Source organism: Flavobacterium hydrocarbonoxydans, assembly GCF_009789235.1.
Lineage (GTDB): Bacteria > Bacteroidota > Bacteroidia > Flavobacteriales > Flavobacteriaceae > Flavobacterium > Flavobacterium hydrocarbonoxydans.
In genome coordinates this window covers 186442-209436 of sequence record NZ_WSTB01000003.1, presented here as the reverse complement: position 1 = coordinate 209436, position 22995 = coordinate 186442, and the positions used below count along the sequence as shown (strand labels likewise).

The 22995-nt window shown below is 35.2% G+C and carries 14 protein-coding genes; 3 read left to right on the top strand and 11 right to left on the bottom strand.

What is annotated here, in order from left to right:
* Both GON26_RS06830 and GON26_RS06825 read left to right on the top strand, forming a co-directional pair.
* Complete coding sequence (locus GON26_RS06830) at positions 1-2418, top strand: glycoside hydrolase family 2 protein (protein ID WP_160373994.1); 2418 nt, start codon at positions 1-3, stop codon at positions 2416-2418.
* A gap of 58 nt (positions 2419-2476) precedes the next feature.
* Complete coding sequence (locus tag GON26_RS06825) at positions 2477-4285, top strand: glycoside hydrolase family 2 protein (RefSeq protein WP_160373993.1); 1809 nt, start codon at positions 2477-2479, stop codon at positions 4283-4285.
* Positions 4286-4445: 160 nt separating this feature from the next.
* Here the strand turns inward: GON26_RS06825 and GON26_RS06820 are convergent, their stop codons facing one another.
* From GON26_RS06820 to GON26_RS06795, 6 genes are all read right to left on the bottom strand, one after another.
* Positions 4446-5855 carry an MFS transporter gene (locus GON26_RS06820; RefSeq protein ID WP_394350395.1) on the bottom strand — a complete coding sequence of 470 codons (1410 nt, stop codon included), beginning with the start codon at positions 5853-5855 and terminating at the stop codon, positions 4446-4448.
* A gap of 219 nt (positions 5856-6074) precedes the next feature.
* Positions 6075-7490: a glucuronate isomerase gene (uxaC, locus tag GON26_RS06815; RefSeq protein ID WP_202110843.1), complete on the bottom strand. Its 1416-nt coding sequence runs from the start codon at positions 7488-7490 to the stop codon at positions 6075-6077.
* Between the two features lie 6 nt (positions 7491-7496).
* Positions 7497-8654, bottom strand: coding sequence for a mannonate dehydratase (gene uxuA, locus GON26_RS06810; RefSeq protein WP_160373991.1), 1158 nt, complete (start codon positions 8652-8654; stop codon positions 7497-7499).
* Between the two features lie 229 nt (positions 8655-8883).
* Complete coding sequence (locus GON26_RS06805) at positions 8884-9696, bottom strand: SDR family oxidoreductase (RefSeq protein WP_160373990.1); 813 nt, start codon at positions 9694-9696, stop codon at positions 8884-8886.
* 7 nt (positions 9697-9703) lie between these two features.
* Positions 9704-10366, bottom strand: a complete 663-nt coding sequence (locus tag GON26_RS06800) for a bifunctional 4-hydroxy-2-oxoglutarate aldolase/2-dehydro-3-deoxy-phosphogluconate aldolase (RefSeq protein WP_160373989.1) — start codon at positions 10364-10366, stop codon at positions 9704-9706.
* An 18-nt stretch (positions 10367-10384) separates the two neighbouring features.
* Positions 10385-11392, bottom strand: a complete 1008-nt coding sequence (locus GON26_RS06795) for a sugar kinase (protein WP_160373988.1) — start codon at positions 11390-11392, stop codon at positions 10385-10387.
* Positions 11393-11463: 71 nt separating this feature from the next.
* Between GON26_RS06795 and GON26_RS06790 the strand changes: the two genes are divergently transcribed.
* A complete protein-coding gene (locus GON26_RS06790) occupies positions 11464-12621 on the top strand; it encodes a substrate-binding domain-containing protein (protein WP_160373987.1) in 1158 nt (385 codons plus the stop codon).
* Between the two features lie 302 nt (positions 12622-12923).
* On the opposite strand, the gene GON26_RS06785 is transcribed toward GON26_RS06790, so the two are convergent.
* From GON26_RS06785 to GON26_RS06765, 5 genes are all read right to left on the bottom strand, one after another.
* Entirely contained in the window at positions 12924-13718 is a 795-nt protein-coding gene (locus GON26_RS06785; protein ID WP_160373986.1) for a polysaccharide lyase, read from the bottom strand.
* Between the two features lie 497 nt (positions 13719-14215).
* Positions 14216-16021, bottom strand: coding sequence for a prolyl oligopeptidase family serine peptidase (locus GON26_RS06780; protein WP_160373985.1), 1806 nt, complete (start codon positions 16019-16021; stop codon positions 14216-14218).
* The gene (locus GON26_RS06775) at positions 16005-18971 is read right to left on the bottom strand and encodes a glycoside hydrolase family 2 protein (protein WP_160373984.1); all 2967 of its coding nucleotides are present in this window, start codon (positions 18969-18971) and stop codon (positions 16005-16007) included. The genes GON26_RS06780 and GON26_RS06775 overlap by 17 nt, the downstream gene beginning before the upstream one ends.
* A 3-nt stretch (positions 18972-18974) precedes the next feature.
* Positions 18975-20096, bottom strand: a complete 1122-nt coding sequence (locus GON26_RS06770) for a glycoside hydrolase family 88/105 protein (RefSeq protein WP_160373983.1) — start codon at positions 20094-20096, stop codon at positions 18975-18977.
* Between the two features lie 22 nt (positions 20097-20118).
* Positions 20119-22914: a glycosyl hydrolase gene (locus GON26_RS06765; protein WP_160373982.1), complete on the bottom strand. Its 2796-nt coding sequence runs from the start codon at positions 22912-22914 to the stop codon at positions 20119-20121.
* Positions 22915-22995: the final 81 nt, after the last annotated feature.

Sequence of the window (22995 nt, the reverse complement as noted above, 5' to 3'; positions counted from 1 at the left end):
ATGAAAGGATTCCAGTATTTTAAGCCATCTTATACGATAGTTTTTATTTTTGTTTTGCAATTTTATGCCAATATGGGTTTTGCTCAGACCAAAATAAATATCAATGAAAATTGGCTGTATTTAGAAAATAATACCCAAAATATTGATCAGGCAAAAAAGACAACAGCCTGGACAAAACTAAATTTACCACACACTTGGAACAGCGAAGATGCAACCGACTTAAATCCGGGCTACAGAAGAGATGCAAGCTGGTATCAAAAGGACTTAATTATTCCCAGGATTGATAAAAACCGTAATTATTCTTTATATTTTGAAGGTTCAAATGTTACTACAAAAATCTATGTAAACGGTAAAGAAGCCGGAGGACATGTTGGCGGTTATATTGGATTTACAATTGATATTACTAATTTTATTAAAGAAGGAAGTAATGAAATTTTTGCCCGCGTAGATAACAGTTATGATATTGAGATTATTCCGTCTCAAAAAAGCGATTTTTTTATTTATGGAGGAATCACAAGAGATGTGTGGCTAGTATCCCAATACAAAAATCATATCGATAATGTAAAGATTACAACACCGGTAGTTTCGGCAAAGAAAGCCTCGTTGCAAATTATATCTTCAATAAAAAATCCCGATAACAGCAAAGATTTAGCGTTGACGGTTATTCTTAAAAACCCAAAAGGGAAGAAGGTCGATAGTAAAACAATTCCAGTTTCTGATAAAACAGCAAACATAACTTTCGAAAACATCAAAAATCCAGAACTTTGGGATACGGAAACCCCTAATTTATATTCGGTTACGGCAATTTTATCAGATAAAAATAAAATTACCGATACTATTACAGAAAAAGTAGGTTTCAGATGGTTTGAATTTAAGGATCATGGTCCTTTTTATCTCAACGGAAAACGCCTGTTAATTCGTGGTACACACCGTCATGAAGAGCAGGCTGGTGTAGGTGCGGCGATGACAAACGAACAACATCGCGCTGATATGGAATCGATAAAAAAAATGGGGGCTAATTTTGTTCGTTTAGCGCATTATCCCCAAGATCCTGAAATTTACAAAGCGTGCGATGAACTGGGTTTATTGGTTTGGGATGAACTGCCCTGGTGTCGTGGCGGTATCGGGAATGAGGTCTGGCAAACGAATACAAAAAATATGCTGACCGAAATAATCCATCAGAACTATAATCATCCGAGCATTATTATTTGGTCTTTAGGAAATGAAATGAACTGGCTTCCTGATTTTCCAGATGGCGACAATGCGCAAAAAACTAATGCTTTTTTAACTGAATTGAATGACATTGCGCATCAATTAGATCCAACACGTAAAACGGCTATTAGAAAATATTACGAAGGCTCACAAATTGTCGATGTTTTCTCGCCTTCTATCTGGTCTGGCTGGTATTCCGGAAGTTATAAAAGTTATCAAAAAGCCATTGATGTTTACAAAAAAGAATACAAACACTTTATCCATGCCGAATATGGTGGTGACAGTCACGTGGGCCGTCATAGCGAAAACCCCGTTACTGGCGAAAACATCATAAAAGCAGAAGGCTGGGAAGAAGCAATTGTACAAACAAAAGTGGCCAATATTGCTCAAATTGGAGACTGGAGCGAAAACTACATCGTTGATTTATTTGATTGGCATCTTTATATTTCCGAAAATGACCCAACTTTTGTAGGCAATGTACAATGGGCTTTTAAAGATTTTGCAACACCATTGCGCCCTGAAGATGATATACCTTATATGAATCAAAAAGGACTGGTGGATCGAAGTGGAAATCCAAAAGATGCTTATTATGTTTTTAAAAGTTATTGGAGCAAGGAACCTTTTGCATACATCGAATCTCATACCTGGACAGAACGTCAGGGGCCTGAAAATACTCCGAGAACACTTAGCGTTTTTAGTAATTGCGAAAAAGTTACTTTATTTCATAATGGAAAGTCATTAGGTGAAAAAGAAAGAAATATTGCTGTTTTTCCCGCAAGTGGTTTAACCTGGGAGGTAAATTTTACCAAAGGTAAAAATACTCTAATCGCTGCAGGACAAACGAAAGATGGAAAAAAAGTTTCGGATACTTTAATGGTAAACTATCGTTTTAATAAAAATGATACCGCAACTTCTTTGCAATTATCCTCAGAAAAATTAAAAAACGGTAATTATCTGGTTACTGCAATTGCAATCGATCATAATAATTTACGTTGTCTTGATTATGAAGACAGTGTTTATTTTCAATGTTTGAAAGGTGGTAAAACAATGAGAAATCAAGGAACACCTACCGGAAGCGAATCGATAAAAATGGCCAATGGAAAGGCTTCAATCGAAGTTGTTCCCGATGGCTCGAATATTCCTATTGAGATGACGGTATTAAACCAGAATTTCAAAGGCGAATATTTGAAAATAGCGATTGATTAATGGATTAGCAAACAACTTGTCAAAACGTTGAAATTTGCTTGAAACAAAAGAAATAAAAATGAAAAAAATCCTAATACTAGTATTCTTAGCGACCTTTGCTATTACAGAGGCACAAGGTTTAATTACGAATGTTTCAAACCGAAACACAACCTCTTTAAACGGGGTTTGGAATTATATAGTCGATCCTTATGAAACGGGGTATTACAGTTTTCATCACGATGAATATGATAAACAGAAAAAGCCTTCAAATGCAGCGTTTTTTAATAATTATCATGCCGTAAACAAACAAGAATTGGTAGAATATGATTTTGATAAATCTCCCCAAATAAATATTCCCGGCGATTGGAATTCGCAGGTTCCGGAACTTAAATTTTATGAAGGGAATGTTTGGTTCAGGAAATCTTTTGATTATGATTTAAAAGCCAGCAAACGTCTTTTTATTTATTTAGGAGCAATCAACTATAAAGCTGATGTTTATCTGAATGGAAAGAAATTAGGAACTCATGAGGGAGGATTTACTCCTTTTAATTATGAAATTACAGCGATAGTAAAACCAAAAGACAATTATCTGGTTATTAAAGCTGATAATACCCGTCATAAAGAAGATGTCCCTACAATAAATACCGATTGGTGGAATTATGGCGGAATTACGCGTGACATTCTCTTAATAGAAGAAAATGAATCGTTTGTTGAAGATTACAACATTCAGCTTAAAAAAGGCAATCAAAATCTTATTTCGGGCTTTATTAAAATCAATAATTTCAATTCGTCCCAAGATCAGGCAATAATTTCAATACCTGAATTAAAGATAAATTACAAGTTAAAAATAGGTACAGACGGAATTGGAAACTTTGAAATCCCCGTTAAAAAAATCTCGTATTGGTCACCAGAAAATCCAAAATTATATGAGGTAACAATCGATTTTAAGGAACAAAAACTCAGGGATGCTATAGGTTTTAGAACTATCGAAACTCAGGAAGATAAAATTCTATTAAACGGAAAACCAATATTTTTGCGCGGAATTTCTATTCATGAAGAAAATGCAAAAGGAGGCCGTGCTCATACTGCTGAAGATGCCCTGCGATTGTTAAACTGGGCAAAAGAATTAGGCTGTAATTATGTTCGGCTGGCGCATTATCCTCACAATGAAAATATTATCAGGCTGGCAGATCAATTAGGATTAATGGTTTGGGAAGAAATTCCGGTGTACTGGACAGTTGAATTTGAAAACAACAAGACGTACCAAAATGCAGAAAATCAACTTACTGCCGCTATTACGAGAGATAAAAACAGAGCCAGCATCATCATTTGGTCGATGGCCAACGAAACGCCAGTATCTGACGCCAGAAATACTTTTATAAAAAATTTAGTTGCTCATACAAAATCAATCGATAATTCCCGATTGGTAAGCGCTGCTTTATTAACCCGACACGTTAATGGAGTTGGAATGATTGATGACGAAATCGGAAAATCGCTGGATATAATTGCTTTTAATCAATATTTAGGCTGGTATGGCGGAAATCTGGAAAATGCCGAAAAAGCTTTTTGGGAAACACCGTATAATAAACCCGTAATAGTTTCTGAATTTGGCGGAGGTGCCAAACAAGGATTACACGGAGAAAAAAACGAACGTTGGACAGAAGAATATCAGGAATATCTCTATATTCAGAATCTGAAGATGATAGAAAAAATTCCGCATCTTAGTGGTTTAAGTCCATGGATTTTGGTCGATTTTAGATCACCAAAACGACTTTTGCCAGGAATTCAGGACGGATACAACCGTAAAGGCCTGATCTCGAATGAAGGCTTTAAAAAGAAAGCTTTTTTTGTAATGAAAGAGTGGTACGAAAAAAAAGGAAAAGAATAAAGGATTAAAAAAACGTTTAAATAAAAAAATAAAGGATGAGTACAAATGCTCATCCTTTATTTTTTTATACCAAATCGAAGCTTAAAAATCTGTTTTATTTGGCTTTAAGTTCTTGATTTATAATATTTTATTTTCCTTTAGAAAGAAGTTGTATAAAACATTACAAATCCGTTATTTCAGCATATTTAGGAACCAGTGTTTTCATAACAGCCCAAGCCACTAAATACGCCAAAGCACAAAGCACAAACATGATCGTATAACCTGTCTGAACATGCCCTAATCCTTCGTAATAATCAAACAGCGCACCACCTAATTTGGAGACTACAACACCACCAATTCCTCCGGCCATTCCGCCAATTCCAATAATAGAACCGACTGCTTTTTTCGGAAACATATCGGATACGGTTGTAAAAATATTAGCCGACCACGCCTGATGCGCCGATGCGCCAACACCAATTAATACCACCGGAATCCAGTAGCTGATATAGCCTAAGGGTTGAGCCAATAAAACTACTAAAGGAAACAAAGCAATAATTAACATGGCCTTCATTCTTCCTTCATAAGGATTGTACCCTTTGTTGATAAAATACATCGGAAAATAACCGCCATAAATACTACCCACCATAGTCATAGTATAAAGCACGGAAAGCGGGAAAGCAATATCTGTTTTTACAAGACCAAACTGAACTTCCAGATATTTAGGAAGCCAGAATAAAAAGAACCACCAGATTCCATCAGTCAAAAATTTGCCTAATGCAAAAGCCCAGGTTTGTTTGTATTTTAAAAGTTTAATCCATGAAATTTTTTCTTTCGGAAGAGCCGTTTCAGGTTCTTTTTCCGCAATTTCTCCATCAAGAATATAATGTAATTCAGCAGCTGAAAGTCTTTTTTGTTTTTCTGGTTTTTCATATAAAATGTACCAAAAAAAGATCCATACAAAACCAATGGCACCAATAATAATAAAGGCAGATTCCCAACCCCAATTAACAGCAATCCACGGAACAGTTATGGGGGCTAAGATGGCACCAACATTAGAACCCGAATTAAATATTCCGGTGGCAAAGGAGCGTTCTTTTTTGGGGAAATATTCGGCGACGGCTTTAATCGCAGCGGGAAAATTTCCGGATTCCCCAAAAGCCAGGAAGGATCTGGATATCATAAAACCTAAAATAGAAACCGGAACAGCGGCAATACCTGCCCAGGCTAAAACACTATTCACTGAAGTTCCAATCGGGATGGCGTAAGCGTGCATAATAGCCCCAATGGACCATATTACAATGGCTAATATATAGCCCACTTTGGTGCCAATCTTATCAATAAGTCTTCCTGCAAAAAGCATTGAAATAGCATAAGTAAATTGAAATACAGCCGTAATATTGGCATAGTCGGTATTACTCCAATTGAATTCTTTTGACAGACTTGGTGCCAGTAAACTCAGTACTTGTCTGTCCAGATAGTTTACTGTGGTGGCAAAGAAAAGCAAACCGCAGATGGTCCAGCGGTATTTTCCTATAACTTCGTTTTGATGTTGCATAGTGGTTTTGTAGTTAGTATAGTTTACCTGTTGGATGTAATTAATAAAAATTTAATTAAACACATAGAAAACATAGATTTTAGGATTTTTGAAAAAAAGGAAATTAAAAAGAAACTCGTTTCTTCACACATAGTCCCGATAACTATCGGGATGTTTTAATGTAAGTGAAACGCCTTTTTTGAGTTCAATAAGCTATGTTTCTATGTGTTAAAAATAATTTCATCCAACGGGTTAGTTTAATAATTATTTGAAATTTTATTTTTGATGAAATCCAAAATACTCCACAGCATTCTCACTGCAAATTTTACGGACTAAATTGCCAATTAAATGAAGGTCATCAGGCAATTCAGCCTTTTCCATTTCTTCTCCTAAAACATTACAGAGAATACGGCGAAAATATTCGTGACGCGGAAACGACAGAAAACTTCTGGAATCGGTAAGCATTCCCACAAAACGGCTTAGCAATCCAAAATTAGACAGCACATCGAGCTGTTTTTGCATGCCGTCTTTTTGATCCAGAAACCACCAGGCAGCTCCGTATTGCATTTTTCCGGGAACTGACCCGTCGTTAAAATTGGCTGCCATAGAAGCCATCATCTCATTGTCTCTCGGATTCAGATTATAAACAATGGTTTTAGCCAAAGTGTCATTAGAATTTAATTTATCGAAAAAGCCACTCATATTCTGCGCCATAGTTAGATCGCCAATCGAATCGAATCCCTGATCAGGACAAATCAGCTTCATCATTTTAGTGTTGTTATTTCGAATCGCACCTACGTGAAATTGCTGTACCCATGATTTTTGATGATTCATTACGGCAATTTCATACAACAAAGCCGATTTGTATTTTTCAATTTCCAAAGGAGTCAAAGCTTCAGACTGCATGCCTTTTTCGAAAATCAAGTTGATTTCCAAATCGGTGAAAGCAGCGTTATAAAAAGAAGCATGACCGTGATCTGAAATTCTGCATCCGCTATCATGAAAAAAGTCATGACGGTTTTGTAATGCTTTTACAAGGTCATTAAAATTTTGAATTTGAAACGATACGACACTTTCCAGTTTTTTGATCCAAAGAACAAAAGCGTCTCCTTTTTCAATTTCGGTTGCTTTGTCAGGACGAAAGGAGGGAAGTACAGCAATTTCAAAACCTTGTTCCTGAAGCTGTTTATGAAAGTGCAAATCATCAGTAGGATCATCCGTAGTTCCTACCATTTTCACATTCATTTTATGTAATAAATTCCGAACACTGAATTCCGGTTTTTTTAGTAATTCATTGCAGGTTTCATATATTCGCTGCGCTGAATCGGCATTTAATAATTCCTGTATTCCAAAGTAACGCTGCAACTCCAAATGTGTCCAGTGATACAAAGGATTTCTAAGTGTGTTGGGAAGCGTTTCGGCATATTTTTGAAACTTTTCAAAATCAGAAGCATTGCCGGTTATGTATTTTTCATCTATTCCATTGGCGCGCATGGCCCTCCATTTGTAGTGATCGCCTTCTATCCAAAGTTGGGTTATGGTTTCGAATTGGCGGTCTTCGGCAATATCTTTTGGAGAAAGGTGCGAATGATAATCATAGATAGGCTGGGCTTTTGCAAAGTCATGATAGAGTTTTTTCGCAAAATCATTATGGAGTAAAAAGTCGTCTGTTATAAAGCTTTTTTGCATCATATAATTTTAAAGATTTCTTTTGATTCCCAATTCCAGTCCGCGTAATTCGGCTAAACCTCGCAAACGGCCAATTCCGGAATAGCCAGGATTTGTTTTTTTCTTCAAATCATCCAGCATTTGATGTCCGTGATCCGGGCGCATCGGAATAACTCTATTGGTTTTTCTTTCCATCTTTACAATAGATTTTACCACTTCGTACATATCTACATTTCCTTCTAAATGATTGGCTTCGTAGAAATTACCTTCCTCATCACGCTGCGTACTTCTTAAATGGATAAAATTCATTTTCTCACCATTACGATCAATCATTCCAGACAAATCATTTTCGGCAATCACGCCGTAAGAACCCGTACACATGCAAAATCCATTAGACGGAGAATCGATAGCGTTTAGCAATTGCACCAGATCGGCTTCGGTACTCACGACTCTTGGTAATCCTAAAATAGGGTAAGGAGGATCGTCAGGGTGAATCGCCATTTTTACGCCAACACTCTCTGCTACCGGAACAATTTCGCGTAAGAAATAATATAAATTTTCTTTGAGTTTGTTGGCGTCAATTCCGTCATATCCTTGTAATACTTTCAGGAAATCTTCAACAGAATAAGATTCTTCGGCACCTGGCAAACCTGCAATTATGTTTTGTTGTAATTTTAATTTATCGGCATCAGTCAGTTTTTCAAAAGTCGTTTTTGCTTTTGCTTTTTGTGCTTCTGTATAAGTATTTTCAGCTCCTGGGCGTTTTAGAATAAATAATTCGAAAGCAGCAAATTCATTAACATCAAAACGCAAAGCCTTAGAACCATCTGGCATTTCATACGATAAATCGGTTCTGGACCAGTCTAAAACAGGCATGAAATTGTAACAAACAATATAAACGCCACAGGCCGCTAAGTTTTTGATACTTTGTTTGTAATTTTCGATATATTTTAAATAATCACCCGATTGTTTTTTGATGTCTTCATGTACCGGAATACTTTCGACAACAGAAAAAGTTAATCCTGCAGCTTCTACTTCGGTTTTACGTTTTGTGATTTCATCGACTTCCCACACCTCTCCATTTTTTATATGATGTAAAGCAGTCACGATTCCGGTTGCTCCGGCTTGTCTGGCATCGGCTAATTGAACAGGATCATTAGGCCCGTACCATCTCCATGTTTGTTCCATAATTTTATACTTTTTTTATTTTTAAATTTTAACCCGTTGGGTGTAATTAATAAAAATTTAATTAAACACATTGAACATAGATTTTATGATTTTGAAAAAAAAGGAAATCAAAAAGAAACTCGTTTCTTCACACATACTATGTGTTTTAATGCAAGTGAAACGCCTTTTTTGAGTTCAATAAGCTATATTTCTATGTTTTAAAAATAATTTCACCAAACGGATATTTTAATTAAATGCTTGAAGCTGCAAAACCACCATCAACTTTGATAATTGTTCCCGTAACAAATTTGGACATATCACTGCATAAAAAAAGCAATACGCCATCTAAATCTTCCGGAACACCAAAACGTCCCATTGGAGTATGCTCAATAATTTTGATGCCTCTCGGAGTTAGTTCGCCTTCCGGAGTCAGCAATAAAGCTCTGTTTTGTTCTCCAATAAAAAACCCGGGAGCAATAGCATTGACACGAATTCCTTCTCCATATTTTGAAGCCAATTCAACCGACATCCATTTTGTAAAGTTGTCTATGGCTGCTTTTGAGGCCGAATACCCCACAACTCTTGTCAAAGGACGCTCTGCAGATGCAGAAGAAATATTAATAATTACGCCGTTTTTTTGTTTTGCAAAAAGCTCAGAGAAAACCTGAGTGGGCAAAATAGTTCCAATGATATTTAAGTCTAATACTTTTTGTAAATCATCTTTTTTTAAATCATAAATTGCCTGGTCAGGTCCGATAGTGGCACCCGGCATATTGCCGCCGGCAGCATTTATAAGAATATCCAAACGACCATATTTTTCAACAATGCTATCACGAATGGCCTCCATTTCTTCCTGATTCAGAACATTCCCTTTTACAGCAAAAGCTTTTCCTCCATTGCGCTCAATTCGTTCCACAACTGCTTGTGCTTTTTCAAGTGTATGTCCCATAATTCCTGTGGTAACGCCTTGTTTTGCTAAAACTTCTGCCATATTACTGCCTAAAACACCTCCACCACCAGTTATTAAAGCTATTTTACCTTCTAAATTAAATATTGAATTCATTGATTTTTTATTTATTGATAGTTTTTATGATGTTCAGAACCATTTTGGTTTGGGTTTCTATAGTCCCGTAATCTTTTGCATCCATTAGTGTTTTGCTAATTAATTTGCTTCCCATTCCAACAGCTGAAACTCCTGCATCAAACCAGGCCTGAATGTTTTCTCTGGTGGTATCGACTCCGCCTGTAGGCATAAAAATTAAATCGGGAAAAATATCTTTAATACTCGAAAGAAAATCAGGTTCTATTTTGTTGCCCGGAAATAATTTTATGAATAGAATTCCTCTATTTTCAGCAGTAATTATTTCAGTGGGAGTCATACAACCCGGTATGTACAAAATTTCTTTGCTTATTAACAAATCCGCTACTTCGGGAACAAATCCTGGGCTAATAAAAAAATCAGCGCCCAGTTTGAGATATATTTTGGCTTGTGCCGCATTTTTGATAGTACCAATTCCGATAAGCAAATCCTGCATTTCAGCATCGCGAACAGCAATCATTTTTTTGAAATTTTCTGTCGCTTCGGCTCCACGGTGCGTATATTCGATTGCTTTTATGCCGGCTCTGTAGAGTGCCCGCAGTATTTCGATACTTACTGTTTCATCTTTATTAAAGTATAAAGGCAGTGTACCTTGTTTTGTTATGGTCTTGATAATGTGTTTTATTGTATTCACTTTTCTCCGTTTTTTAAATTATCGAATAACTCTTCCACCCGTTGAACCATTCATTAAAGCGGTAATATCTTCGGCGGAAGCCAAATTAATATCACCTGCAATTGAATGTTTTAGGCAAGAAGCTGCCAGAGCATATTCTACTGTTTTTTGAGGTTCTTCCGGCAATTTTATAAGCCCGTAAATTAGGCCTGCCATAAACGCATCACCAGCTCCAATGCGATCTATGATGTGTGATATTTTATATTCTTTTGCCCGATACAATTTCGAATTATTCCATAAAACGGCACCAATTGTATTCGAAGAGGCGTTGGCATCGTACCGCAATGTAGAAACAATTGTTTTTAGTTTTGGATGCTTGTCCTGCCAATTTTTATAAACAGTTTCAAAAGAATCTTCTTCATTTGTCTGTATTGCCAAACAATTCTCAGAATCATCAATTCCGCCTAAAAGCACATCGCAATACTGAATAAGGTTTGGCATTATTTCATTGGCTTTTTTGCCATAATTCCATAAAGTAGGTCTGTAATTTAAATCGGCAGAAATGGTGAGTCCCATTTCAGAAGCTATTATTAAAGCCTCTTCGCAAACATCTGCTAAATCCTGAGAAAGGGCAGGAGTGATGCCCGACCAATGAAACCATTTTGCCTCTTTGAAAATGCTTTTCCAGTCGATCATTCCTTTTTTTAATAAAGAAAAAGAAGAATTATTACGGTCATAGATTACTCTTCCGGGTCTTTCGGAAGCACCTTGTTCGAAATAATAAATTCCGATTCGTTCTCCTTGTCTGATGATATTGGTTTTCATATTGTACGAAAGCATTTCGCTTTCAGCAGAGGCTCCAAGTTCATTTTGCGGAAGCGCTGTAACGACATTTACATCGCAGCCCATTAAAGCTAAAGACGCGCCGACATTTGCTTCTGCACCGCCATAATGTGCCTCAAATGTTTTTGATTTAAAAACTTTTAGATGATTTGGAGGAGAAAGGCGAAGCAGTATTTCTCCGAATACTATTATTTTTTGCGACATAGCTTATATGTTTTCGTGTGCGCACACGTTTTTGTTTAAATAAAATTTCTTAAAAAGAGAATATCTTATTTATGCTAATCTCGTGTACGCACACGTGTATTGCAAATATATATAAAAACTTAAATAAAAAAAGCGACTATTGGAATAAAAAAATTAATTTTACCACTTTATTTAAAGTATTTAACTTAAATCTCAGGAATATCATAACAATAAAAAAAATAGCAGAATTAGCTAATGTTTCTCCAGGAACTGTAGATCGAATTATTCATAAAAGAGGACAGGTTTCGCAGGAGAATATTGATAAGGTTAATGCCATAATTGAAAAATATGGTTTTAAACGGAATATTTTTGCTAGTAATCTTGCTTCAAATAAAAAATGTAAAATAGCTGTTTTTCTGCCAAAATCTGAAAAACTGGAATACTGGGAAAGTCAGCTGAATGGGATTGAAAAAGCAGCTGAGGATTTTGGCAAATTTGGTGTAGAACTACATTATTTTTTATATGATTTCAATACTGTATCTTTTCAGAAAATGTGTACCAAAGTTCTTGATTTTGAATGTGAGGGACTATTGTTTTCACCTATTTTTCATGAAGAGTCCCTGCTATTTCTGGATGAGTATAAAAAGAAAGACATACCGGTAGTCATGATTGATTCGGATATAAAAGATAAAATTCCTCATTATTATATTGGTCAGGATGCTTTTCAGAGTGGTTATCTGGCAGGGAGATTAATTAGTTTTGCCGTAAAAAATGACCGTAATGTGCTGATTGTGAAAGTGGCTAAAGAAATAGAGAGTACATCTGTTTATTTGCAGCGTATTAAAGGGTTTTATGCTTTTTTTGAAGAACATCCGGAGCTTACTAATTTTACTTTTTCTGAAATTACCATTAAAGATCCTGATGTTAATCAGCTTACTTTAGAAATGTTCCAAGATATCAGCAGTATATTTGTTCCTAATTCAAGAGCTTATATTGTGGCTCAGTTTTTAGAACAGCATCATATAAAAGGCATACGAATAATTGGGTATGATCTTTTAAAAGAAAATATCACTTATCTAAATTCGGGAATAATAGATTTTTTAATAAATCAAAAACCGGAAGAACAAGGATATATGGGAGTAAATTATCTTTATAAGAAGATTATTTTGCATGAAAATTTAGAAGAAACTCATTTTATGCAACTGGATATAATTGTAAAAGAAAATTATACGTTGGCTCTCAAAAAATAAACACAACCTGACAATGAAGCCAAGTTGTGTTATCAATCAAACTCAAAATAAAAACTATTAAAGAATATATTACCATTTAATTAACCAATAGTTTTTGTTTGAATTTTGCAGTCTGATTTTAATGAAACGATATATCTTCCCTTTTTTAGAACCGAAATAAAGCCAATTTGCAAGAATTTTTTGGTATTAACTCGTTAAAATAAGGATATAAGTTTCATTTTAATACTCTTCATAGATAGTAAACAACATCGAAATTGTGATTTTTATCTGTTGCATAAATTGTCTTCAAGAGTTGAGAGATATTACTGAGCATCCCAAGCTGCACTGGCGTAATAAATAGAACTTGTTACCGGTGCTTTCCAGTACTCTTGGCTACCGCCGCGGAAGGTGTGGAGACTTACTGCATTGATATTTCGTTTAGAATTGTTTGTTACCCAACGAATTGACTGATTCAATAACTCTGTACCATTTACATAATATTTGACGTACCCGTTCGTATTTGAACCAGTATTGAGCTTGACAGATATCTGACAGTTATAAGTAACTCCAGCTTGTATGTAGTATTTTTTTCCAAAATCATTACCAAATTGTCCAGGCTGATCTTTATAATAAACATAAGGTTGGAGGTAAGCTCCGCTTCCACTGGCAGCGTTTGATCCGTTCGGACAATACCACATAAATCGTGCACTACCGCCATTGCCATCCCATCCAGGGTCGCCACCGGTGTTTTGATCACCAATTAATATACCATAGCCGCATTTACCACCTCGGCTCCAAAAAAATCCGGAATTAAATCTCATCTGGAACCAAACAGTGTAAATGCCCTCAGACCAGACACCATACGATGTACACAAACCACCAGGACACGATAGCGTATTTGGTTGCAATGTGATTGTTCTTGCTCCGGCACCACCACCTAAAGCAGCAATAGCAGCAGCAACGTCTTTGGTAGCACTTTGTTCCATGTCTTTTCCTGCATTTTGTTGCGCTTCTTTGTTAGCGTCTTCCGGTACATTTACATTTGAATCCTTTTCACAGGAAATAAATACGAATGCTGTAATAAAAAGCAAACTTGTTAATTTTAAGGTTTTTTTCATTTTTTAAAAAATTAGAGGTTAGTAAAAAAATAGATTTTATTTATAGATAGTAATTGTTTTACTAATTGCTAATCAGGTATTTGATGCAATTAATAATTGATTACTGTAAAGTTGATTAATAAAAATTTGTAAGAGGAGTAGTAGAGTACGTTTTTAGGTACAAAAAAATACGGCACCTATTGTGTGTCTAAAACGTGTGCCATTTTTTTTAGTGTCTGGCTATACATGTTGTAAATGTTTTGTCAGGCTGGCTTAGGACAAGTTTAGTAAAACCTGATTTTACTTAAACAATGAAAGAATATTGTCTGTCTGTCCCAATATCATAAAAAAAACAATGAGTATGGACAGGTGTAAGCTTATTTCAGCTTTTAAGATGATTTTTTGCTATATTTGACATAAATATTGGTTTGTTTTTTTTGATGAAAAATGTTGAAATTCAGCATCTTTACCAAAGTATGATCAATTTATTTTACTGCAAATAATTACACCCAACAGATTTACTTTATTTCTTTTAAGGCATTAATCTCAGCAGCAGAAACCTTAATTACGGTTCCGTGTCGGGTTCCTTTTGGAAAACTAACTCGTTCTGAAATATCTTCCCAGCCACTGGATGTTTCTCTTACTGCACCATATTTCTTTTGAGTGTATTTATCAAAATAGACAATCCATTTGTTCTCTATTTTGATTGCTGTTGGACCTTCTGCCCAATAATCTCCTGTAATTGGCTCGCTTGCTTTTGTGTATGGGCCTTCGAGTTTTTTGCTGGTCGCTATTTTTAAATTTTTTTGAACTGGTACTTTTGTTTCGTCTTTCAGGTACATTGTAAATCCATTGTCTGTTTTTACAATTGAAGCATCTATAACATTAAATCCGGGATCATAAAGCAATTTAGTTTTCGAGAATTTTTTAAAATCTTTTGTGGTAGTGTAATAAATCCTGTGATTATACCCTTTTTCTTCATCAGATTTTGTTTCCGTAAATTTATCGTCAATTGTTGATGCCCAATAAATCATGTAAGTTTTTGATTTTTCGTCATACGTGATTTCTGGAGCCCAAGTATTGCGTGCTTTGCTATCTGCCATAACAGGAATAAATTCCTGCTTTGACCAGTGAATTAAGTCTTTTGATGAGGCATAACCAATTCCTTTATCTGTCCAGCTCACCGTCCAAACCATGTGATATAAGCCGTCACCGCCTTTGATTACAGAAGGATCACGCATCAATTTATCTTTTCCTACTTCAGGTTTCAAAAAAGAAGTATCGTTTTTTAATGTATTCCATTTAAAGCCATCTTCGCTGTAGGCTAAATGTAATCCATCTTCGCCATTACCTTTAAAATAGGTAAACACATAACCATCAGGTTTTTGAATATAATCGTTTTCAATCAGCCATTTTTCGCAAGTCTGTGGCCAATATTTATTAGTTCCTTTTGTTCCTAATCCAAAACCATGACCGCCATTTTCATAAATATGAATTTCTGCTGAGATTTTTTCCTTTTTTAAACCGAGATAATAGTTAATACTATTTTCAACCGGGACAGCTTTGTCATCTGTCGCATGAATTAAAAATGCTTTTGGAGTATCGGGAGTGATTTGTTTTTCATTCGAGAATTTATCAATTTCTTCCTGAGAAGGCGTTTTTCCAAGTAAATTAATTCTTGAACCTTCATGCGTAATTCCGTTTTCCATTGAAATTACAGGATAAATTAAAATAGAAAAATCAGGTCTGGCGCTTATTTTATCTTTTGAATCATACACTTTATCATTATAATGTGTTGACAAAGTTGAGGCTAAATGACCTCCAGCCGAGAATCCTATAATACCAATTTTGGTTGGATTTATTTTCCATTTCTCAGCGTTACGTCTTACCATTCGAACAGCTTGCTGAGCATCTTGCAAAGGACCAATTGCTTTGTTTTTCATAATCAAATCACTCGGTAATCTGTATTTTAAAACAAAAGCATTTATTCCTAAACTATTCAGCCATTCAGCAACTTTATGACCTTCTTTATAATTAGATAAATAACTATATCCTCCGCCAGCGCAAATGATAACGGCAGTTCCATTTGACTTTTCAGGAACTGCCAGACAAGGCGTTAGCGTGGGTTGTGTTACTTCTTTTACTCTTTTTATATTTCCATTATCTTCATAATCGATTTTCTCTGAATAGTCTTTTGACAGAATTTCATCAGGTACGTTATCCCACAAAGGAATTTCCTTTTTTTGTGCAAAAGATGGAATAATTACCGAAAGCATTAGAATTAATAATGCTGCTATTGGTTTGTTTTTATTTGATTTTTTCATAAAATTCTATTTCAACAATACGTAATTGACCTGTTGCATCTACCGATGTTTTGTCTTTATATAAATCTAATTCTTTGGTTGGATCGACTTCAACAATTTTAGAGAAACCATCTTTTTCAGTATTTACGCCAATTAGTTCAATTGCGATTTTTTCTGAAAGTACAGGCTCCAAAGGAATTTTAATATAACCTAAACTCTGAGGAGTATTTCCATTATAAACTTCTTTTCCATCTGCTAAAATACGAATAGGATAACTTTTAGATCTCCATCCTGTTAGTTTAATAACACATTCGTTAACCATTGAAGGTTTTGAAAGCGTATAGGTTATTGCAGCAGTTTTGATGCTTCCGTCATTTCTCCATTCTGTTAATTCATTGTCGTCATAACTTTTGTAAGTCTCCGTGTTATTTGATAGTGATGTAGCGTTTAAAATATTTACCGGATTTCTTTTTATCGTATAAGAAGGAGTTTTTGGAGTTGGTCCTCTTTGTAAATTAGAAGGTAAATCAATTCCAGGGACTACTTTCGAAAGTCCATTTTCAGTGGTTATAGATTGGCTTTCAAAAGATAATTGGGCAGATTTTAAACCTTTGGCTTTCGCCGAAATAGTAATTTCTCCGTTTTTTATTAAAGATTGAATCATTACACGATTAACTCCATTTTCAACAGGAATATCTTTTGATAAAATGTAATTTTTTGGCCCTTGAGCAATTCCGCCTAACCATGTCGCTGGTCCTTCAATTGAAAATGAAATCAAATCATTGCTTATTGGACAACGTTTTCCATCTTTATCGACAACTTCAACTTCAATTAAGGCAACATCGGCTCCATCAGCTAAAAGTCCTTTCGGAGCTGTAGTTAATTTCAGTTTGATTTCAGCTGGATCACCAACAGTTGTTTTTACATCTTCACTTAAAACAGTTCCTTTTTCATCATAACCAACTGCTTTAATGGTTCCTGATTTCCAAGTTATAGTATCAAAAGTAAATAAGAATTCATTACTTCTTTTTCCGAAACCTTGTGAAATTCCATTAATAAAAAGTTTTACTTTAGAAGCAGTAGAAACCACATAAATGTTTTTGACCACTTTATCAGCATAGTTCCAATGTCCCATTATGTGCGTGCGGTGTTTTTCGATATCAACCCAGCCGTCCCACATAACCTGATGTGACCAAAATCCATCTTTAGGAATACGCATGGCATCTACTTCGCCACTGGTTCTGTAGTTCGATTCGCCTCTGTGATGGGTATTCGAATCCGAAAAAATAATATTGACACCTCCGGAATTTACTCTTTTACCGGTTCCGGGTCTTTCTCTGTAATAATCATTCCAGCGAATACTATTTTCAATAGCATGGCGATCCTGATTGTGATTGTAATCGTCGGCAGGTTTATCTCGATATAAAGGTCCAAAGCCTTCTTTATGAAAAGGAGGAGAGAATTCGTCCCAATATTTGCGTAAGCCTTCGTCTCTGGAATATTCGGTAGCCCAAAGTGGTTTTTTTGCACTTTTGTTGATATAAAGCATTTCTCCACCGTATTCAGCTTCCTTACTGTCGAGCATTTCACGAGAACCAATAGCACGCCCGCCATTTGGATCAAAAAGATTTCGAATGGCTTTCATTTCTTTCATGTGTTCTTCGCTGATCGACTCATTACCGCTTTCATAGAAAATAATACTCGGATTATTTCGGTTGTAAATGATAGCATCACGCATTAAGTTGACACGCTGAATCCATTGTTCGCCCTTAGCATCTTTTTCGGCATCACCGGCCGGCATTGCCTGAAGCAATCCAACTCTGTCGCAGGATTCTACATCTTGTTTCCAGGGCGTAACGTGCATCCAGCGCACCAGATTTCCGTTTCCTTCCACAATTAGTTTATTACTGAAATCACTCAGCCAGGGCGGAACAGACATTCCGATAGCAGGCCATTCATTGCTGGTTCTTTGTGCGTAGCCTTTTACCTGAATAACCCTGTCATTTAGCCAGATTTCACCATTTTTAAATTCGGTTTTTCGAAAGCCTGTTTTGGTCGCAACTTCATCAATGACTTTTCCATCGACTTTTAAAATGGTTTTTACGGTGTACAAATAACCATAACCCCAACTCCAAAAATGTAAATTATTAACCAGTTTACTGGCTTTTATAATTTTAGTTTCATTGGGTAAAAGGATTATTTTTTCTCCTGAAAAAGAAGTTACTTTCTTTCCATTGATATCTTCAATAACAACATTATATTCTACTTTTTTTGCTGTTTCAAATTCATTGCGAACCTCAGTTTCAGCATGAATAATTGCGCTTTGTTCCTGAATATTAATATCGGTAGGATAAATATAAACTCCAGTAGTTTTTAAATTAGAATAAAGTGGAAGTGTCTGGTATAATTTGTTCGTAATATGAAGGAAAACGTTTTTTGGAATTCCACCATAATTAGCATTGAAATTAGTGTTATTCCACTGATAGGTAGAATTTGTTGCAATTTCTTTGTATTTCCAGTCATTGTCGATTCTTAAAGCAATTGTATTTACTTCAGGAAAAGGTTTTAAAATTGTAGAAATATCAAAACCAAAACCCATTACGCCATTTTCATGAAGCCCTACTTTTTGTCCGTTGACATAAATAACACCGCCCTGACGAATACCTTCAAATTCAATAAAAACCTTTTTGTCTTTAATTCCTTTAGGAAGTTTGAATTTCTTTCGATACCAGACAATTCCTGTGGTATGATGTTCTATATCTTTTTCAAAAGCTTCTTCCTGATTATAGGCATGAGGAAGGGTAACTTTTCTCCATGCAGTATCATCAAAAACAGGAGATTCCGCATTTTGAGAATCTCCTGTTTTTAATTTCCAATCAGAATTGAAATTGTATTTTTCTCTCTTAAATTCCTGAGAAAATAAAGTGGAGCTACCTATTATTAAAACAAAATAAAAGAGCCATTTTTTCATCAATTACTTCATTTTATAAATTTCTGATCCTGCCAATAAAAAACACCCTAATCCATAATCTTCAAAATCAGGAATTTTATCGTAAGATAATGGCTGTCCGTCTTTAGGTTCTTTTCCTGTAGATTGTAAGTAGCCTAAAAATCCTGTATCATGCAAAGCATCTTTGGTCATGGCGTTCCATGCTTTTTCTACTACAGGCAAATAGGTTTCTTTTTTCAAAATCCCGCTGTTGATTCCGTAAGCCATTCCGTAAACGAACAAAGCCGTTCCTGAAGTTTCTTTTTCACCAAAATTCGTAGGATCATGTAAACTAACATTCCAGAATCCATCTGCTCTTTGAATTGGAACTAAAGCAGCAGCCATGGCTTTTAGATCTTTTACATATTGATCTCTGTGAGGTGCATTTTTAGGAATTATGGTCAATACTTTTGCCAAAGCACCCATTACCCAGCCATTTCCGCGACTCCAGTAGCAATCTTCGCCATTTGGTTCTTTGTATGGAGGGTCGAAATCGGCATCACGCCACCACAGACCATCTTTTGGATTAAAAAGACCGTTGTCACCATGTTTGTCTCTGGAATACATATACATTTCGTACATCTTTTCATAATAGCGATTATCATTTTCAAGCACACCTAATTTAGCAAACACAGGCATTCCCATTTGTATAGCATCAATCCACGACCAGTCGTCAAGTTGCGGTGTATTGAGCAACATGTTTATATTGGCTTTTGTATTTTTCAGTTTTTTAGCATCCGGCTCTAAATTATATAAATCAATATAAGTTTGAGCTGCACAATAATTGTCGGCATTACGGGTAACGTTTCCGCCGTTAAATCCCCATTTGTGAAATTCAGACCAGTCATAAGCATATTTGTAATAGGCTTCTTTTGGAAAAATTTCGTGCAAAGCCATTAATCCTTCATAATAAACCCCACGTGTCCAGATATTACTTGGGCGCTCTTTATTGGTTATGATTGTTTTGCCTGTTTCCGGCCATTTTTGCATAAAATAATCATTGGCTAAAATCATTTGTTTCAGCACTAATTTTTTATCAAATGAATTTTGTGCGTTTGTAATGTTCGTATAGGAACATATTACAAACAATAAAAGTAATTTTCTCATTTTTATATCTTTTATTATGTAATTAGTTTTGTTGTTTTAAAGGTGTAATCGTAACAGGTCCTAATAATCCGGATGGCATCGGACTCCATTTTGCTGCATCGAATTTTTTATAATCTTTGTCAACCATATTGATTTCGTAGAAAATCTTCCATTCTTCACCTTTTAATTCTTTATCACGAATTCGGTTGGCTGAAAGGTTGGTTACCTGAATTTTTAAAGTGTTTTTTCCGGGTTTTAATTTTCCGATGTTTAATTTATACGGAACAGACCATGCAGTACCAATAAGTTCATCGTTTAACCAAATTTTTGCGCTTTCCCGAACATCTCCCAAATTTAAACTCCACGATTCTGATTTAGAATTAGGGTTTTCAAATTCTAAAGTGTAGGTTGCAGATCCTGAAAAAGCTTCGGCTTCGGGGCTTAATTTTGTCCAGGATTCTAAATTAGAAACAGTAGCTGTTGGTGGTAATTTCGGACCACCTTTATCAAAGTTTATTTTCCAGTTTCCTTTTAAAGTAATGGCATCAGCGGTTGGTTCATAATAAATCCATTTTTTTTGAGAAGCGGTATTTTCTGTTTTTAAGAAAAATGATTGTCCCGGCTCAATTTTTATTTTTACCAAAGTGTTTTTAGCTGTTTTTTGAACAATTGCATTACCGTAATTTCTGTTTAACGGATCAAAAATCACGACTTCCTTGTTACCAATTTCTAACGGAATAAATCCATCAATTGTTTTGGGAGTATGATTTACCAAATAATATATTTTTTCTCCGTCAACATTTCTTCTAATGAATTTTAAACCTGTATTTACAAGTGTTTCAGGATATATCTGAGCGTTCTCTAAAGTTTCAAAAATATTCAAAACAGGTTTTACAGTTTCTTTATTTTCAGCTAAAACAGATCGAAGTTTTGCTTCTTGATTTTTATAATCATTAAAACCAGGCACGGATTCCGGCAATGCCTGAAAAATAATTTTAGCACCGGCTTTTTGTAATTCAATTAGTTTTTGCAAGGTTGCAAGAGGCATTTTTTTGCATGACGGAATAATTAATGATTTGAAAGTACCGCCCGGAAGACTAATTTTTCCGTCTATTACTTTGGCTTCTGAAATAAAATTATCAGAGATAAAATCAACTCCATAGCCTTTTTTCATCAGCTCTTTTGTTGTGTCATAAAATGAAGTTTCGTACAGCCATTCAGATAAAGAATGTATTTTGTATTCGACAAACAAACTTCCTTTTTTGTATTTATCCCAGTTGTCAAAAATTGGCCAGTAAAGCAATATTTCATTATCAGCTTTTCCTTGCTGCAGCATAGACTGACAGTTTGCGATATAAGAAAACAGAGCAGGAGCATCTTCCCAAATACTATTATTGGCATTAAAATTTACAGAAGCATAAAATTTCCATCCCGGCCAGACAGCCCTTTCCGGTGAGTAAGTAGAACCATGAAGAAAAATATGATTGATTCCGTTTAACATTAAGTCTTCTGCTTCCGGTTTGCATTGTGATAAAGCGGTTTTAAAATGTTCTCTCAGCCAGGTAAAAGTTTCTGATGAAACCAGGTTTTTTCCTGAAATATGTGCTGCAGACGATGAAAATTTTAGCATTACCGGATCGGCATCACCTTCTCTGATATCTTCTTTTTCACGTCTAAAACCCGGAATATCAAATGGCATAGAGCCAAAAGTTTCGCATTCAGGAATATCGGCAGAAGCATAAAGATCGATTAGATTTCCCGGAGAACCATGTGCCTGGAGTTTGGTTTTGAAGTTTTTAGAATGTGCCCATGTTGTCCAAGGCTTATCAAATTTATTTAATAATAAATCCGAAATAGTTTCGCGATAATCACTTCTTACGCGATTTCCATCTTCGTTATCAGTTTCATTCAATAGTAAAGAAAGTTCTTTTTTCAAATCATAACCTCGTCTGGCTTTGAATTCTTCAAAAAAGTTAGAAGTAAAATCCGTTCCATAAACTTCGTAACTATCATTAAAAATGGCTCTGATTTTTCCTTCCCTTCCTTTAAATGCTTTATCAAAAGGAACAACATATTCGTTAAAAGCTTCTTGAGAATAATGGTCTAAAGTGTAACCGCTTCCGCCAGGAGCAGCTCTTTTTACCTGTTGACTTGTTTTGCCAATAAAAACGGCATAAATAGTATAATCTGTTTTTTTAGCTTTCCATTTTAATTTGTTGGTTTCTAATTTGTTTGGCAATTCTTGTGTTGATCCGTCTATTGCTTTATTTTTTGATTTTGTGTTTTTACCATTTATTTGGTTGGTTAAATCAATAGTTGTTCCATCGGCCCCATGTGCAATTACGTATAAAAGTTGTGGAGTTGCTTTTTCTTTAGGATTATCTACAGCGATATTTTTATCGATTGTTTCATTCTTTTTTACTTGATATTTTTCTACAATCAATTTTGTAGCCGCATGAGGTATCGTAACATGAGAACCACCGTAAGGCCAACCAGTTCCCAATACCATATCGACTTGCATATTTAAGCTATCGGCCACATGAATAGTATAATCGAGCATTTCCATCCATTTTGGAGATAAATAATCAATAAAATTATTTTCTTCACCTTTTACACCATATATAGGAGTGATTTCTACACCGCCAATTCCGGCTTTATGAAAATCTACAAGACTTTTCTTTAAATTGGGTTTATCTACAGCACTTCCCATCCACCACCAGCGAGCCCATGGCTGATTTATAGTACTGGATTTTGGCCAGGGTGATGTATCCTGTGAATAAGTATTAACACCTGAGAATAGTATAAAAAGTAAAAAAAACAGTGTTTTAGTAAGTTTCATTATGATGATTATATTCAATGGTTGATAGTAAATTTATTTGAAGTTGGTTTCAAAATCAAATAAAATCATAAAAAAGTAAAT